The sequence below is a fragment of the Actinomadura sp. NPDC048394 genome (assembly GCF_040651755.1).
Taxonomy (GTDB): Bacteria; Actinomycetota; Actinomycetes; order Streptosporangiales; family Streptosporangiaceae; genus Spirillospora; species Spirillospora montaniterrae.
In genome coordinates this window covers 22562-39386 of record NZ_JBEZJL010000028.1, presented here as the reverse complement: position 1 = coordinate 39386, position 16825 = coordinate 22562, and the positions used below count along the sequence as shown (strand labels likewise).

At 73.8% G+C, this 16825-nt stretch carries 12 protein-coding genes; all 12 read left to right on the top strand.

Annotation, left to right across the window (positions count from 1 at the left end; translation table 11 throughout):
• The first annotated feature begins 44 nt into the window (after positions 1-44).
• The 12 genes from AB0C78_RS21645 (at position 45) to AB0C78_RS21590 (ending at position 16746) form a co-directional block, all read left to right on the top strand.
• Positions 45-1415, top strand: a complete 1371-nt coding sequence (locus AB0C78_RS21645; RefSeq protein WP_360750692.1) for a folylpolyglutamate synthase/dihydrofolate synthase family protein — start codon at positions 45-47, stop codon at positions 1413-1415.
• A gap of 5 nt (positions 1416-1420) precedes the next feature.
• Positions 1421-1822 carry a DUF4233 domain-containing protein gene (locus tag AB0C78_RS21640; protein WP_360750690.1) on the top strand — a complete coding sequence of 134 codons (402 nt, stop codon included), beginning with the start codon at positions 1421-1423 and terminating at the stop codon, positions 1820-1822.
• A gap of 122 nt (positions 1823-1944) precedes the next feature.
• A complete protein-coding gene (locus AB0C78_RS21635; protein WP_360750556.1) occupies positions 1945-3516 on the top strand; it encodes a hypothetical protein in 1572 nt (523 codons plus the stop codon).
• 45 nt (positions 3517-3561) lie between these two features.
• Positions 3562-3972: a nucleoside-diphosphate kinase gene (gene ndk, locus AB0C78_RS21630; RefSeq protein ID WP_151546475.1), complete on the top strand. Its 411-nt coding sequence runs from the start codon at positions 3562-3564 to the stop codon at positions 3970-3972.
• Positions 3973-4211: 239 nt separating this feature from the next.
• A complete protein-coding gene (locus AB0C78_RS21625; RefSeq protein ID WP_151546476.1) occupies positions 4212-5246 on the top strand; it encodes a rod shape-determining protein in 1035 nt (344 codons plus the stop codon).
• Positions 5247-5300: 54 nt separating this feature from the next.
• Positions 5301-6314 (top strand): rod shape-determining protein MreC, encoded by a 1014-nt coding sequence (mreC, locus tag AB0C78_RS21620; RefSeq protein WP_360750554.1) that lies wholly within the window; start codon positions 5301-5303, stop codon positions 6312-6314.
• 1 nt (position 6315) lies between these two features.
• On the top strand, positions 6316-6915 hold the full coding sequence (gene mreD, locus AB0C78_RS21615; RefSeq protein WP_151546478.1) for a rod shape-determining protein MreD: 600 nt from the start codon (positions 6316-6318) through the stop codon (positions 6913-6915).
• Positions 6912-8984: a penicillin-binding protein 2 gene (gene mrdA / locus AB0C78_RS21610; RefSeq protein ID WP_360750551.1), complete on the top strand. Its 2073-nt coding sequence runs from the start codon at positions 6912-6914 to the stop codon at positions 8982-8984. Before mreD ends, mrdA begins: the two co-directional genes overlap by 4 nt.
• Before the next feature lie 55 nt (positions 8985-9039).
• A complete protein-coding gene (gene rodA / locus AB0C78_RS21605) occupies positions 9040-10224 on the top strand; it encodes a rod shape-determining protein RodA (RefSeq protein WP_360750549.1) in 1185 nt (394 codons plus the stop codon).
• Positions 10225-10429: 205 nt separating this feature from the next.
• On the top strand, positions 10430-12352 hold the full coding sequence (locus AB0C78_RS21600; RefSeq protein WP_360750547.1) for a TIGR03960 family B12-binding radical SAM protein: 1923 nt from the start codon (positions 10430-10432) through the stop codon (positions 12350-12352).
• Between the two features lie 189 nt (positions 12353-12541).
• On the top strand, positions 12542-13399 hold the full coding sequence (locus AB0C78_RS21595; RefSeq protein ID WP_360750545.1) for a TIGR03936 family radical SAM-associated protein: 858 nt from the start codon (positions 12542-12544) through the stop codon (positions 13397-13399).
• 206 nt (positions 13400-13605) lie between these two features.
• Positions 13606-16746 carry an Rne/Rng family ribonuclease gene (locus tag AB0C78_RS21590; protein ID WP_360750543.1) on the top strand — a complete coding sequence of 1047 codons (3141 nt, stop codon included), beginning with the start codon at positions 13606-13608 and terminating at the stop codon, positions 16744-16746.
• The last annotated feature ends 79 nt before the right edge of the window (positions 16747-16825 follow it).

The following is a 16825-nucleotide window of genomic DNA, read 5'->3' as shown; positions in this document are numbered from 1 at the left end:
AGGCAACCGAGCCGCTCGACTACCGCGGCGCCGTGAGCGCGATCATGAGCCGGGGCGTCGAGTGGGAGATCGATCCGACCCTCGACCGGATCCGCGACCTCGTGGACGTCCTGGGCGAGCCGCACCGCGCGTATCCGGTGATCCACGTCGCGGGCACGAACGGCAAGTCCAGCACCGCGCGGCTGATCGAGGCGCTGCTGCGCGAGCGCGGCCTGCGCACCGGGCTGTACACCAGCCCGGAGATGACCACCCTGCGCGAGCGGATCGCGATCGACGGGGAGCCGATCAGCGAGGAGCGGTTCGCCGAGGCGTTCCAGGACGTGCTGCCGTACGTGCAGCTGATCGACGGCAAGCACGAGGCGCGGCTGTCGTTCTTCGAGGTCCTGACCGCGATGGCGTTCGCCGCGTTCGCGGACGCGCCCGTCGACGTGGCGGTCGTCGAGGTCGGCATGGGCGGCACGTGGGACGCGACGAACGTCGCCGACGGCACGGTCGCCGTCGTCACCCCGATCGGCCTCGACCACACCCGCTACCTGGGCGACACCCTCGAGGAGATCGCCGGGGAGAAGGCCGGGATCATCAAGCCGGGCTCGGTCGCGGTGCTGTCCCAGCAGCCCGTCGAGGCGGCCGAGGTGCTGCTGCGGCGGGTCGTGGAGACCGGCGCCGCCGCGGCGCGCGAGGGCATCGAGTACGGCGTGCTGAGCCGGGACGTCGCGGTCGGCGGCCAGATGATCGGCGTGCGCGGCCTGCACGGCACCTATGACGAGATCTTCCTGCCGCTGTTCGGGGAGCACATGGCGAGCAACGCCGCGACCGCGCTGGCGGCCGTCGAGGCGTTCGCCAGCGGCGCGCCGACCAGGGGAGAGGTCGCGCTGGAGGCCGCGACCCGGATCGCCCCCGGCGAGGCGTTCCTCGGCGGCGACGAGGGGCAGCTCGACCCGGCGCTGGTGCGCAGCGGGTTCGCCAAGTCGGCGTCGCCGGGCCGGCTGGAGGTCGCCCGGACGGGCCCGACCGTCCTGCTGGACGCGGCGCACAACCCGGCCGGGATGGCGGCGACCGTCGCGACGGTCACCGAGTCGTTCGGCTTCACCCGGCTGGTCGGCGTGCTCGCCGTCGCCGCGGACAAGGACGTCGCCGGGGTCCTCGACCAGCTCGAACCGGTCCTGGCCGAGCTGGTCGTGACGCGCAACTCCTCGCCGCGGTCGCTGCCGCCGGAGGAGCTGGCGGAGCTCGCCGAGGGGATCTTCGGGCCGGAGCGGGTGCACGTCGCGGACCGGCTGGACGACGCGATCGACCGCGCGATCGGGCTGGCCGAGGAGACCGGCGAGTACCGGGGCGCCGGCGTCCTGATCACCGGTTCGGTGGTCACGGCGGGCGACGCCAGGACACTGCTGCGGGTAGGGGAGGGCCGGTGACCGCCATGGCCGAGGGCACCACGGAAGGCGCGACGGAGGGAACCCGGGAGCAGGCCGGGGCGCGGGCCGGGAGGAAGGCCGCCAATCCGGTGCGCAGGCTGTACGCCACGGTGCTGGCCTGCGAGGCGATCGTGATCGCGCTGGCGATCCCGGTGGCGGTCGCGGTGCTGGACGTGTCCGGCGCGACGGCCGGGGCGGTGTGCGGCGGCCTCGCGGTGCTGTGCCTGCTGATGGCCGGGCTGCTGCAGTTCCGGTGGTCGTTCGCGGCGGGCTCGGTGCTGCAGGTGGCGATCATCGCGACCGGGTTCATGGTGCCGGCCATGTTCTTCCTCGGCGTCCTGTTCGGGGCGCTCTGGCTGACGGCCTTTTGGATGGGACGCAAGGTGGAGCGGCTCCCGGCGCGCTAAATTCGCGGGGGACGGCACCCATTCCTCGCCGAATCCCTGCGCACGATGGACGAACAATTCCGACATTCTTCTTTATCGGGAAATAGTGCGTTCGGCGGGGACGACCTCCGAAGGAGCACGCCGTGTCCTCCCACGCGCACGACCACCGGGGCGTCCCGCTCGCGGCGCCGGACCGCCCCGCCGCCGGCGCCGCCGCGGCACGGCGCCGGAGCGCGGCGCTCGGCGCGCTGCTGACCGCCGTCACCGTCCTGCCCGCCGCCGTGCTGGTCGTGCCCGACGCCACCGCCGGCGCCGTCCCCGCCGCCGCGCGTGCGCTCGGCCTCGGCGACGCCCGCGTCCCCGCCCTGCTGCGCGCCACCGGCCTGTCCCTGCCCGCGCTCGCGCTCACCGTCCCGCTCGCCGCCGTCGCCGCCCGCCGCCTGCCCGCGTGGGCCGTCCTCGCGACCGGCCTCGTCGTCCTGCTCGGCGGGCTCGGCGCCGTCCGGTTCGCCGGCTCGGTGCCGCTGGTCGGCGCGGTCCGCGCCGTGCAGGGCGCCGGCGCCGGGATCGCGCTGCCCGCCTCCCTCGTCCTCGTGTGGGAACGGCGGAACGCGGCCCTCTCCGCCCTCTGGGCCGGCGTGCTCGCCGCGGCGCTCCTGGTCGCGATGCCCGTTGCGCTGCACGCCGTCCCGCCGCCGCGCACCGGCGCGGCGGCCTCCGGCTGGCCCGCGGCGCTCGCCCCGTTCCCCTGGCTCGCCGGCGCGGCCGCGGTGGCCGCCGTCCTCGGCGTCCTGCTGCGCGGGCGCGTCCCCTGGACGCTGCCGCCGCCCCGCCTCGCCGAGCGCGGGCGGCTCGCCCTGCCGTTCGTCCCCGTCGCCGGCTTCGCGTTCCTGACCGTCGTCGCCGCGCACGGATGGTCGCCCGGCGCCCGCCTCGTCGTGGCCGCGTCGGCGCTCGCCGCGCTCGCCGGGATCGCGGCGGCCGGCGGTGCGGAGGGCGGCCCGTCCGGCTGCGCGGTCGTCATGGTCGCCACCGGCCTGCTCACCTACCCGCTCGCGGCGCCGCTGTCCGGGCTCGCCGCCGCGGGCGGCCCCCCGCCCGGCATGCTCCCGCCCGCCGCCGCGGCCCTCGCCGCGGTGACCGGCGCGCTCGCCGCGTCCCGCGCGCGCCCCCGCGCCGCCGTCCGAGCCGGGTACGCCCTGATGGCCACCGGCATCGCCCTGGCCCTCGCCGCCGGGCCCACCGGACGCTGGACCCCGGTCGTCCTGCTCGTCCCGCTCGGCACCGGCGCCGGCCTCGCCCTCGCCGCCTCCCTGCGGGACGCGCAGGTCGGCGCGGCGCTGTTCGGCCTGTCCCTGTGCTTCCCCGCCGTCCTCACCGGGCAGCTCTTCGTGCTCTCGCTGCAGGCGGACCGGCTGCGGCGCGCGGACGCGCCCGCCGGCGCGGGGCACCTCGACGCGCTCGCCGGCGGCTACCGCGCCTGGCTCCTCGCCGCCGGCGCGGCCGCCGTCCTGCTCGCCGCCGTCACCCTGCGCGTCATCGCCCGGCACCGCCGCGCCGGAGAACGACACGACCGCGCCGGACAACGACACGGCCTCACCGGACAACGAGACGACCGCGCCGGACAACGACACGACCGCGCAGGACAACGGCACGGCGCCGCCCGGCACCACGGCCGCGCCGCCGAATCCGCTCCGGCCCCAGAAGCCGGGTAGGATTCGCGCGCTCACCCAATCTGAATTCCTCAAGGAGAAACACACGTGTCCGAGCGCACTCTCGTCCTGGTCAAGCCCGACGGCGTCCGGCGCGGCGTCGTCGGCGAGGTCGTCTCCCGGATCGAGCGCAAGGGCCTGACGCTCGTCGCGCTCGAACTGCGCACCCTCGCCCGCGAGACCGCCGAGACCCACTACGAGGAGCACGCCGACAAGCCGTTCTTCGGCGAGCTGGTCGAGTTCATCACCGGCGGCCCGCTCGTCGCCATGGTCGTCGAGGGCCCGCGCGCCATCGAGGCGTTCCGCGCCCTGGCCGGCGCCACCGACCCGGTCAGCGCCACGCCCGGCACCATCCGCGGCGACTTCGCCCTGGAGATCGGCGAGAACATCGTCCACGGCTCCGACTCCACCTACTCCGCCGAGCGCGAGATCAAGCTCTTCTTCCCCGAGCTCGGCTGAACCTCCGCCAGGGGGCGTCCCCTGGAACCCCGCCACGTCCGGCAGGCCGTGGGACGGGTCGCGCACGACACGCGGGCCGGAGTTCTCCGGCCCGCGTTGCTTTAGCCAAAAGCGGGCTGCTCAGGACCCGTTTTTTGGGCGACGCGCGGAGCGGGGGCGACTGCCCGCGAGCGCGCCTGCACGTTACGATGGACGCGCCGCTATACACGCCCGACAATCATGAAGGGCTCCCTTTCTTCATGGGTAACAAGCTGTCGTTTCTCGGCCGTGACATGGCGGTCGACCTTGGCACCGCCAACACGCTCGTGTACGTGCGGGGGCGCGGCATCGTCCTCAACGAGCCGTCCGTGGTCGCGATCAACACCAACACCGGCAAGATCGTCGCGGTGGGCATCGAGGCCAAGCGGATGATCGGCCGCACGCCCGGCAACATCGTGGCGGTCCGCCCGCTCAAGGACGGTGTCATCGCCGACTTCGACGTCACCGAGCGGATGCTCCGGTACTTCATCCAGAAGGTCCACAAACGCCGGCACTTCGCCAAGCCGCGGATCGTGGTGGCCGTGCCGAGCGGGATCACCGGGGTGGAGCAGCGCGCCGTCAAGGATGCCGGCTACCAGGCCGGAGCCCGGCGCGTGTACATCATCGAGGAGCCGATGGCCGCCGCGATCGGCGCCGGGCTGCCCGTCTACGAGCCGACCGGCAACATGGTGGTCGACATCGGCGGCGGCACCACCGAGGTCGCGATCATCTCGCTCGGCGGCATCGTGACGAGCCAGTCGGTGCGGGTCGGCGGCGACGAGCTGGACCAGGCGGTCATCTCCTTCTCCAAGAAGGAGTACTCGCTGATGCTCGGGGAAAGGACCGCCGAGGAGATCAAGATGGCGATCGGGTCCGCCTATCCCGGCGGCGACGAGGAGCCGCACGCCGAGATCCGCGGCCGCGACCTCGTCAGCGGGCTGCCCAAGACCGTCGTGATCTCCGCCGAGGAGGTCAGGCGGGCGATCGAGGAACCGGTCAACGCCGTCGTGGACGCGGTGAAGACCACGCTCGACAAGTGCCCGCCCGAGCTCTCCGGCGACATCATGGACCGCGGGATCGCCCTGACGGGCGGCGGCGCGCTGCTGAAGAACCTGGACGAGCGGCTCCGCGAGGAGACCGGCATGCCGATCCACCTGGTGGACAACCCGCTCGACTCGGTGGTGCTCGGCACCGGCAAGTGCGTCGAGGACTTCGAGTCGCTCCGGCAGGTCCTCGTACCGGAGTCGCGGCACTGAACCGGCCGCGGCACTGAACTACCGGCGGCGACCACAGAATCCGGAGGTCGGTGGGTGAAGGACACCCGGCGCACCCGCGCGGTCCTCGGCGTGCTGCTCGTCGCGGCCCTCGCGATGATCACCGTGGACTACCGCGGCGGCGACCACTCGCCGCTGAGCGGGCTGAGAAGCGTCGGCGCGGCCGTGTTCGGGCCGGTCGAGCGGGCGTCGGCGTCGGTGGTGCGGCCGGTCGGCAACACCTTCGACGCGATCACCGACGCGCCGGGCGAGAAGCGCCGCGCCGACCGGCTCGCCCGCGACAACCAGCGGCTGCGCGAGCAGCTCCGCTCCACCCGCCTCGACCAGGACCGCTCCGCGCAGCTGCAGCGGCTGCTCGGCACCGCCGGGATGGGCGGCTACAAGATCCTCGCCGCGCAGGTGATCTCCGCCGGCCAGGGCTTCGAGGACACCGTCACCATCGACGTCGGCGGCCGCAGCGGCGTCCGCCCCGACATGACCGTGATGAGCGCGGACGGGCTCGTCGGACGGGTCACCCGCGTCGGCCCCGCCACCGCGACCGTGCTGCTCGCCACCGACCAGACCTCCTCCGTCGGGTCCCGCCTGGAGGACTCCAAGGAGATCGGCATCGTGCAGGGCACCGGGCGGCGCGGCCTCGGCGGCGGCGCCACCCCGCTGCGCTTCCAGCTGCTGGACGCGAGCGCGCCGATGCGGGTCGGGCAGCGGCTCGTCACGCTCGGCTCGCAGGGCGAGCGCCCGTACGTGCCGGGCGTCCCGATCGGCACCGTGGAGCGCATCGACGCCGCGTCCGGCGGGCTGACCCGCACCGCCTACGTCAAGCCGTTCGTGCACTTCACCAGCCTGGACGTGGTCGCCGTCGTGGTGGCCCCGCCGAAGACCGACCCGCGCGACGCGGTGCTGCCGGCCAAGCCCGCCCCGCCGCCGTCGCCGAGCCCGACGCCGTCCCCCAGCGGCTCGCCCGGCGAAAAGAAGAAGAAGGGCAAGAAGGGACCCAAGACCGAAGCGGACGGCACCGCCACCCCGTCCGCGAACCCGAGCTCGGGGGGATGACGTGCTGAACCCACCGGAGACGTCGCAGACCGGCCGCACCGTCACCACCGTGCTGGTGGTCGTGGTCGCGCTGATCCTGCAGGTGTCGGTGGCCAACCGGCTGCCGCTGCCCGGCGGCGTGCAGCCCGACCTCGTGCTGCTGGCGGTGGTGGCGCTCGCGCTCGTCTTCGGCTCGATGACCGGGATGGTCACCGGGTTCCTCGCGGGCCTCGCCGCCGACATCATCCCGCCCGCCGACCACACCATCGGCCGGTACGCGCTCGTCTACTGCCTCATCGGCTACCTGTGCGGCATCGCGTCCGCGGAGATGGACCGGCAGACGGTCGTGCCGTTCTTCGCGGTCGCCGCCGGCGCCCTCGCCGGGACCGTGCTGTACGCGGTGACCGGCATGATCCTCGGCGATCCGCGCGCCCAGTGGGACACCGTGTCGAGCATGGTGCCGCTGCAGGTCGGCTACGACGTGGTCGCCAGCCCGTTCGTCGTGTGGGCGGTGCTGCGCGTCACCCGCAGGTACGAGCGCGGCGAGCGCTCCCGCGGGGACCGCCTGTCGGTGCCCGCCGCCCGCTACCGCGCGATGTCGGGGCGGGGCGGCGGCCTGTGAACCCGAGAACGCACTTCCGTCTCGTCGTCCTGTACGTGCTGGTCGGGCTGCTGCTGCTGGTCCTGATGGGCCGGCTGTGGAGCATGCAGATCCTCGACGGCTCGCACTACCAGCAGCTCGCCGACCAGAACCGCACCCGCGACATCGTCGTCCCGGCCGTCCGCGGCATGATCCTCGACGACCGCGGGATCCCGCTCGTCCGCAACCGCAGCGCGCTCGTCGTGTCCGTCGACCGGACGACCCTGTCCCGGCAGAAGGACGGCGGCAAGGCCGTGCTGGACCGGCTGGCCGGCGTCCTCGGCACCACCTACCAAGACGTCGCGAACCGCATCCGGCTGTGCGGCCCCGGCATCAAGCGGCCGTGCTGGCCGGGCTCGCCGTACCAGCCGATCCCCGTCGAGGACCACGTCGACCCCAAGCGCGCGCTGCAGATCATGGAGCGGCAGGAGGACTTCCCCGGGGTGACCGCGCAGGTCCAGGCCGTCCGCGACTACCCGCGGCCCGAGGGCGCGACCGCCGCGCAGGTGCTCGGCTACCTGCAGCCGATCACCCAGGAGGAGCTCGACAAGCGCAAGGGGCTGAAGGTCACCGGCTACAGCGGCGTCGACCTGATCGGCCGGGCCGGGCTGGAGGCCCAGTACGACGCGGCGCTGCGCGGCGAGCCCGGGTTCCGCCGGGTGCTCGTCGACAGCCAGGGCCGCGTCACCGGCACCGCCGAGGAGAAGGCGGCCGTGCCGGGCGGCAACCTCGTCACCAGCATCGACGCCGGGGTGCAGGGCGCGGCGGAGAAGGCGCTGAAGCACGCGATCGAGAACGGCCGCAAGGCGGGCCACCCGTCCGACGCGGGCGCCGCCGTGGTGATGGACGTGCAGACCGGCCGGATGGTCGCGATGGCCAGCTACCCGACCTACGACCCCAGCATCTGGACCGGCGGCATCTCCCAGGACGAGTACGACGCGCTGCTCGGCAAGAAGAAGGGCGAGCCGCTGATCTCGCGGGTCACCCAGGGCCAGTTCGCGCCGGGCTCCACCTTCAAGATCTCGTCGGTGGCGGCGGCGGTCGGCGACGGCTACCCGCTGAACGGCACCTACCAGTGCCCTGGGTCGTTCGACGTCGGCAGCCGCGCGTTCCACAACTTCGAGGGCGAGGCGCTCGGCTCGATGAGCCTGCACACCGCGCTGGTGAAGTCGTGCGACACGGTGTTCTACAAGTTCGCGTACGAGGAGTGGCTGCGCGACGGCGGCATGCACCCGAAGAAGAACCCGTCGGACCCGATGGTGAAGATGGCCCGCGACTACGGGTTCGGCAAGGCCACCGGGATCGACCTGCCGAGCGAGTCCAGCGGCCGCATCCCGGACCGCGGCTGGAAGAAGGACTACTGGGACGCCACCAAGAAGGCGGACTGCAAGGCGGCCAAGAGCGGCTTCCCCGACGTGCAGAAGACGGACCCGGCGCGCGCCGCGTACCTGAAGGCGGTCGCGGCGGAGAACTGCGTCGACGGGTACGTGTGGCGCGCCGGTGACGCGGCGAACTTCTCGGTCGGGCAGGGCGACGTGCTGGTCACGCCGCTGCAGCTCGTCCGCGCGTACGCGGCGGTCGCCAACGGCGGCAAATTGCTGACGCCGCGCCTCGGCCTCGCGGTGATGCGCCCGGACGGCGGCATCGAGCGGCGGATCGCCGACCCGCAGCCGGCGAAGCTGCCGGTCGACCCGAAGGTGCTGGCCTACATCCGGAGCGGCCTCGCGGGCGTCACCAAGAGCGGTACGGCGGCCGGGGCGTTCAACGGCTTCGACTTCAAGAAGGTCGACGTGGCCGGCAAGACCGGCACCGCGGAGGTCTACGGCAAGGACGACAACTCGTGGTTCGCCTCGTTCGGCCCGGTGAAGCACCCGCGGTACGCGGTGGTGGTCATGGTCGCGCAGGGCGGGCAGGGCGCCGTGACGGCGGCGCCGGCCGTCCGGGAGATCTGGGAGGCCATGTACGGGACGAAGAAGCAGAAGCCGCTGCTGAAGGACGGCAAGCTACCGTCCGACCTGCCGAGCGCGCCCGTCCAGGGGACCGCGCCGTGACCGCGGCAGGCGAGGCGGGCGCGGGCGGTTTCGAGCCGTCGATCGGAGCGGGGCGATGCTGAACAGCACGGGGGCCGGGTCGGTCGGCGGGTACGGCGACCGGAGCCTGTGGCAGGGGCGGCTCGCCGGGCTGCGGAAGCTGGACTGGCCGCTCACCGTCACCGTGCTGGTCCTGTCGGTGGTCGGGGCGCTGCTGGTGCGGTCCGCGACGTTCCAGCTGGCGCTCGAGCACGGCGACGACCCCGAGGGCTTCCTCAAGCGGCACATCCTCAACCTGCTCATCGGCTTCGTGCTGGGCGGCGTCGTCACCGTCCTGGACTACCGGCTGCTGCGCGCCTACGTCCCGATCCTGTACGCGCTGGCGTGCGTCGGCCTGCTGGCGGTGCTGACCCCGCTCGGCTCCACGATCAACGGGTCGCACTCGTGGATCGTCATCGGCGGCGGGTTCCAGATCCAGCCGTCGGAGTTCGCGAAGGTCGGCCTGGTGGTGCTGCTCGCGATGATCCTCGGCGAGCCGCGGGACGGGGAGATCGGCCCGGGCCGCCGGGACGTGCTGCTCGCGCTGGCGCTCGCCGGGGTGCCCGGCGTCCTGATCATGCTGCAGCCCGACCTCGGCACCACGCTGGTGTTCATCGCGGTCGTGCTGGGGATGCTCGCGGTCTCCGGGGCGCAGAAGCGCTGGCTGGTCGGGCTCGTCGCGGGCGGCGCGGCGGCCGGGGCTGCGGTGTTCTTCTTCGGGCTGCTGAAGAAGTACCAGATCGACCGGTTCACCGCGTTCCTGAACCCGTCCGCGGACCCGCGCGGCGCCGGCTACAACGCCCAGCAGGCGCGGATCGCGATCGGCTCGGGCGGCCCGTTCGGCAAGGGCCTGTTCAACGGCCAGCAGACCGGCGGGCACTTCGTGCCGGAGCAGCAGACCGACTTCATCTTCACGGTCGCGGGGGAGGAGCTCGGCTTCGTCGGCGCCGCCGTGATCGTCCTGCTGCTCGGCGTCGTACTGTGGCGCGGGCTGCGGATCGCGTCCCAGGCCGCCGACCTGTTCGGCACGCTGGTGGCGACCGGGGTGGTGTGCTGGCTGGCGTTCCAGACGTTCGAGAACGTCGGCATGACGCTCGGCATCATGCCGATCACGGGCCTGCCGCTGCCGTTCGTGTCCTACGGCGGGTCCGCGACGTTCGCCAACATGATCGCCTTCGGCCTGCTGCAGGCCGTGCACATCCGCCGCCGTCCCTTCGACTGAGCGTCGCCGGAGCGGAGCGCCAGCGGAGTGGAGGCGACGCTCAGTCGAACCCCAACCGGGGGGTCTGGGGGTCGTCCCCCAGAAGGGGATTCGACTAGGCGGCCGTTCGACTGAGCACCGCCCGTTCGACCAGGCGCCCGTTCGACTGGCCGGGCGGCGGTAGGCTGGGCGTTCATCCCACGGACGCAGCACGGAGGACACCGCCATGCCTGTCGAGTCGCTCTTCCCGCGCCTGGAGCCGCTGCTCCCGAGCGTGCAGAAGCCGATTCAGTACGTCGGCGGTGAGCTGAACTCCCAGGTCAAGGACTGGGACGGCACCGACGTCCGGTGGGCGCTGATGTACCCGGACGCCTATGAGGTCGGGCTGCCGAACCAGGGCGTCCAGATCCTCTACGAGATCCTGAACGAGCGCGACGGCGTGCTGGCGGAGCGGACCTACTCGGTCTGGCCCGACATGGAGGCCGTCATGCGCGAGCACGGCATCCCACAGTTCACCGTCGACGCGCACCGCCCGGTCGCCGCGTTCGACGTGTTCGGGGTGTCGTTCTCCACCGAGCTCGGCTACACCAACCTGCTGACGGCGCTGGACCTCGCGGGCATCCCGCTGGACGCGGCGGACCGCACCGACGAGCACCCGATCGTGGTCGCGGGCGGGCACGCGGCGTTCAACCCCGAGCCGATCGCCGACTTCGTCGACGCGGCGGTGCTCGGCGACGGCGAGGAGATCGCGCTGGCGATCACCGAGGTCGTCCGGGAGTGGAAGGGCGAGGGCTCGCCCGGCGGCCGCGACGAGCTGCTGATGCGGCTGGCGGCGTCCGGCGGGGTGTACGTGCCGCGCTTCTACGACGTGACGTACCTGCCCGACGGGCGGATCCAGCGGGTCGCGCCGAACCGTCCGGGCGTGCCGTGGCGGGTCGAGAAGCACACCGTCATGGACCTCGACCAGTGGCCGTACCCGAAGAAGCCGCTGGTGCCGCTGGCGGAGACGGTGCACGAGCGGTTCAGCGTGGAGATCTTCCGGGGCTGCACCCGCGGCTGCCGGTTCTGCCAGGCCGGGATGATCACCCGTCCGGTGCGGGAGCGGTCGATCACCACGATCGGCGACATGGTCGAGCAGGGTCTGAAGGAGTCGGGGTTCCAGGAGGTCGGGCTGCTCAGCCTGTCCAGCGCCGACCACAGCGAGATCGGCGACGTCGCCAAGGGCCTCGCCGACCGCTACGAGGGCACGAACACCTCGCTGTCGCTGCCGTCCACCCGGGTGGACGCCTTCAACATCACGCTCGCGAACGAGTTCTCCCGCGGCGGCCGGCGCTCCGGGCTGACGTTCGCGCCGGAGGGCGGCTCCGAGCGGATGCGCAAGGTGATCAACAAGATGGTCACCGAGGACGACCTGATCCGCACCGTCACCACCGCGTACGAGAACGGCTGGCGGCAGGTCAAGCTGTACTTCATGTGCGGCCTGCCCACCGAGGAGGACGAGGACGTCCTCGCGATCGCGGGCATGGCGAAGCGGGTCATCCAGGCGGGCCGCGAGGCGACCGGCCGCAAGGACATCCGCTGCACGGTGTCGATCGGCGGGTTCGTGCCGAAGCCGCACACCCCGTTCCAGTGGGCCGCGCAGTGCGACCACGAGACCGTCGACCGCCGCCTCAAGGCCCTCAAGGACGAGCTGCGCGGCGACAAGGAGTACGGCCGCGCGATCGGCCTGCGCTACCACGACGGGCAGCCGTCCATCGTCGAGGGCCTGCTGTCGCGCGGCGACCGCCGCGTCGGCAAGGTCATCCGCGCGGTGTGGGAGGACGGCGGCCGGTTCGACGGCTGGAGCGAGCACTTCTCCTACGAGCGCTGGACGGCGTGCGCCGAGAAGGCCTTCGCCGGCGAGCCCGTCGACCTGGACTGGTACACCGTCCGGGAGCGCGACGAGGTCGAGGTGCTGCCCTGGGACCACCTGGACGCGGGCCTGGACCGCGAGTGGCTCTGGCAGGACTGGCAGGACGCCGTCGACGAGACCGAGGTCGAGGACTGCCGCTGGACGCCCTGCTACGACTGCGGGGTGTGCCCGACCATGGGCACGGAGATCCAGATCGGCCCGACGGGCCGGAAGCTGCTTCCGCTTTCGGTCGTCTGACGACGGCCGACGCGGCGCGGCACGCCCGCGAAACGCCCCTGGAATCGGGCTTTTCGGGCCCGTGGCCTGCGCGGGGGCGGCCGTCCGGGGGAAGGGGCCCGGCGCAACGATGCCCGCCGCCCCGTACTCTATAGAGAGACCTTGTTTTTCGACTCGGCACGAGTAGGAAGGACCAGAACCCTGGCACCCATGCCGGAGGGACCGGCGCCGGCCCCCGTGATCCAGCGACTGCGCGTGCGCTATGCGAAGCGCGGCAGGCTGCGGTTCACGAGCCACCGCGACATTTCCCGGGCCGTGGAACGCGCCGTACGGCGCGCCGGGATCCCTGTCGCGTTCAGCGGCGGATTCACCCCCCACCCGAAGATCTCGTACGCGGGTGCGGCGGCGACCGGGGTTGCCAGCGAGGCGGAGTACCTCGAGATCGGGCTGACCGAGACCCGCGACCCTGCGCGGGTGCAGGCCGATCTCGACGCGGCCCTGCCCCCCGGGCTCGACATCGTGGATGTCGTGCCGGCCGGGCCGGGACGCGCCGGCGACGCGCAGGCCAGACCGGCCGCGCTCGCCGATCGGCTCGAGGCGTCCGAGTGGCGGATCCGGCTGGACGGGGTGGCGCAGGACGCCGCCGCCGCTGCCGTGGCCGCCTTCATGGCCGCCGAAAGCATCGAGGTCGAGCGCCTCACCAAGAAGGGGCGGCGCCGGTTCGACGTGCGCGCTGCCGTGTCCTCCTGTGAGCTGGACCGGCGCGCCGCGGAGGCGGCGGATGCCCCTTGTGCGATACTTCGAATGGTTGTTCGGCATTCCACACCGGCCGTACGACCCGACGACATCCTCACCGGACTGCGCCAGGTCGCCGACCTCGCGCCGCCGTCACCACCGCTGGTGACCAGGCTGGCGCAGGGGCCCCTGGACGCGGCCACCGGTGGCCTCGCGGATCCCCTGGATCCGGACCGGGAGACCGGCCTGCCGACCGGCGACGACGCCGGCCCGGCCGGCGGCGCGCGGCCGCGCCCCGGGGACCCCGCGAGCGCGGATGCCGTCAGCGCCTGATCGTGAGACCGAAGCCGTGGCGACACGGAACCGGTCCCGCAGGGGACGGCGGGCGCACCCCCGACGACTTCGTCGTCACGACCGGACCACCGTCCGGCGGTGACGACGCCGATGACTGACGGAGCGCTCCCGCGCGGCGCACCGCACGGACCGCCCCCTGGCGGGACGAGCGGTCGCGCCCGGGAGCCTGACGGGAGATTGCCCGGATGCTTGATAACGAAGCCGATGCGGCCAACGCCGAAGGCACCGAAGAGACCACTGGAACCGCCGGAACCGCGGCCGGAGGCGCGGGAACGGGGAACGGCGGCGAGAACGGCGCCGCCGCGGGCGTGACGTCGCGCTCGCGCCGCCGGGCGAGCCGCCCGGCCGGGCCGCCGCCGGACGTCGAGGACGCGCCCGCGGCCGGGCCCCCCGCCGCCGCGGCGCCCGCGCCGGCGTCCGAGCCGGAGCCCGCCGCCGAGCCCGTGGAGCCCGCCGCCGAGCCCGCCGAGCCCGCCGCCGAGGCGCCCGCGAAGAAGACGACCCGGTCCCGCACCCGCACGCGCGCCGCGAAGGCCGCCGAGACCGCCGAGCCGGTCCCGCCGACGGGCGCCGAGACCTCCCCGGAGATCGCGGAGGAGCCCGCCCCGGCCGCCGCCGAGGCCCCCGAGACCGCCGAGACCGCCGAGGCGTCCGAGGCGCCCGCCGAGCCCGCGCGCCGCACCCGCACCCGCCGCCGCACTACGGCCGCCCAGGACGAGACCGCCGCGCCGCCCGCGGCGCCGACGGTGCCCCCGGTGCCGTCCGTGCCGGAGGTGCCCTCCGTTCCCGTGGCCGGCGCCGAGCCGGACGCCGGCCAGGTGTCGGAGGCCGAGCCCGCCAGCGGCGTCGGCGTCCCCGGCGTGACGTTCCAGCCCCCGATGGTCGTGTTCCAGCCGCCGCAGCCGACGGCCGAGCCGTCCGCGCGCCAGAAGGACGAGCCGAAGCCCGAGCCGTCCGACCGCGACCGTGATCGCGACCGCGACCACGAGGCCGCCGAGGAGGAGGCCGAGGGCGACCACGGCCCCGCCGACGAGGACGAGTCGGAGGACCGGCCGTCGCGCCGCCGCCGTCGCCGGGGCGGCCGCGGCCGCGGCCGGGGCGGCAAGGAGGGCGGCGAGGACGAGGCGGACGAGGCCGAGGAGCACGAGGCCGCCGAGGCCAAGGAAGAGGAGCCGGCCAAGCCCGCGAAGGCCAAGTCCAAGTCCAGGTCCGCCAAGGGCAAGGACAAGGACAAGGAGAAGGACGAGCAGGACGCCGAGGCCGAGCACGAGGCCGAGGGCGACGAGGAGGGCGAGGGCGCCCAGGGCGGCACCAGCCGTCGGCGCCGCCGCCGCAGGCGCCGCTCGGGCACCGACGGCGAGGGGACCGGCTCCGACGACCCGCCGAACACCGTCGTGCACGTGCGCACCGCCCGCGAGGAGCGCGCCGCCGCCGAGGACGAGGTCCAGTCCGTGCGGGGCTCGACCCGGCTGGAGGCGAAGAAGCAGCGCCGCCGCGAGGGCCGCGAGCAGGGCCGCCGCCGCCCGCCGGTGATCACCGAGGCGGAGTTCCTGGCGCGCCGCGAGGCCGTCGAGCGGGTCATGGTCGTCCGGCAGGAGGGCGAGCGCACGCAGATCGCCGTCCTGGAGGACGACGTGCTCGTCGAGCACTACGTCAACCGCGCGACGCACCAGTCGTACGTCGGCAACGTCTACCTCGGCAAGGTGCAGAACGTGCTGCCGTCGATGGAGGCGGCGTTCGTCGACATCGGCAAGGGCCGCAACGCCGTGCTGTACGCGGGCGAGGTCAACTGGGACGTCGCGGGCCTGGTGGGCCAGCCGCGCCGGATCGAGTCGGCGCTGAAGTCGGGCCAGTCGGTGCTGGTGCAGGTCACCAAGGACCCGCTCGGCCACAAGGGCGCCCGGCTGACCAGCCAGGTCTCGCTGCCCGGCCGGTACCTGGTGTACGTGCCGGACGGCTCGATGACCGGCATCAGCCGCAAGCTGCCCGACAAGGAGCGCAGCCGGCTGAAGTCGATCCTGAAGAAGGTCATGCCGGAGAACGCGGGCGTGATCGTCCGCACCGCCGCCGAGGGCGCCACCGAGGAGGAGCTCGGCCGCGACGTGTCGCGGCTGGCCGCCCAGTGGGAGAACATCCAGAAGAAGGTCAAGACCGCCTCGGCGCCGTCGCTGCTGTACGGCGAGCCCGACCTGACGATCCGGGTCGTCCGCGACATCTTCAACGAGGACTTCTCCAAGCTCGTCGTCTCGGGCGACGAGGCGTGGGACACCGTCTCGGAGTACGTCGAGTACGTCGCGCCGCACCTCGCCGACCGCGTCGAGCGCTGGACGGGCGACCAGGACGTGCTCGGCGCGTTCCGGATCGACGAGCAGATCGCCAAGGCGCTCGACCGGAAGGTGTGGCTGCCGTCCGGCGGCTCGCTGGTGATCGACAAGACCGAGGCGATGACGGTCATCGACGTCAACACCGGCAAGTTCACCGGGCAGGGCGGCAACCTCGAGGAGACCGTCACCCGCAACAACCTGGAGGCGGCCGAGGAGATCGTCCGCCAGCTGCGGCTGCGGGACGTCGGCGGCATCGTCGTGATCGACTTCATCGACATGGTGCTGGAGAGCAACCGGGACCTGGTGCTGCGCCGCCTCGTCGAGTGCCTGTCGCGGGACCGTACCAAGCACCAGGTCGCCGAGGTGACCTCGCTCGGCCTGGTCCAGATGACCCGCAAGCGGGTCGGGCAGGGCCTGCTGGACGCGTTCTCGGAGACCTGCGAGTCCTGCAACGGGCGCGGCATCCACGTCCACCTGACCCCGGTCGAGCCGAAGCCGGACAAGGCCGCCGGCAAGGAGACGGGCCGCCGCCGCAAGCGCAAGGGCGAGGTCGAGAAGGCCGTCGAGGAGAAGCTGGCGCAGCACGAGGCGAAGAAGGAGCCGGCGGAGCCGAAGAAGGAGGCCGAGCCGGTCCCGGCCGCGGAGCCGGAGGCCGCGCGGCCCGAGCCGGCCCGGTCGCGGCCGAAGAAGTCGGGCCCGGCCAAGCGCCCGGCGGGCCCGCCGCCCGAGGTCGACGGCGAGGAGCCGGCGGCGCAGGCGGCGGTCGAGGCCGCGGACGCCGCGGACGAGGTCGCGGGCACCTCGCCCGGCATCCTCGACGACGAGCCGGTCGCGGTCGCGTCGAACGGCGCCGCCCCCGCGGAGGCGAACGGCGCCGCTCCGGCGGAGGCCAACGGTGCCGCTCCGGCGGAGTCCGCGGACGCGGCGGAGCCCGCGGAGGAGGCCCCGCGCCGCCGCCGCGCCCGCCGTCCGCGCGCCGCCGCGCAGGCCGAGAGCGAGTAGTCCCGCGCGCCGTGGGGGGGCCGCGGGCGGGGGGCGGGGCCCGCCCCCGCGCGGGCGCGGGGGGGAGGTGAGAGTGGGG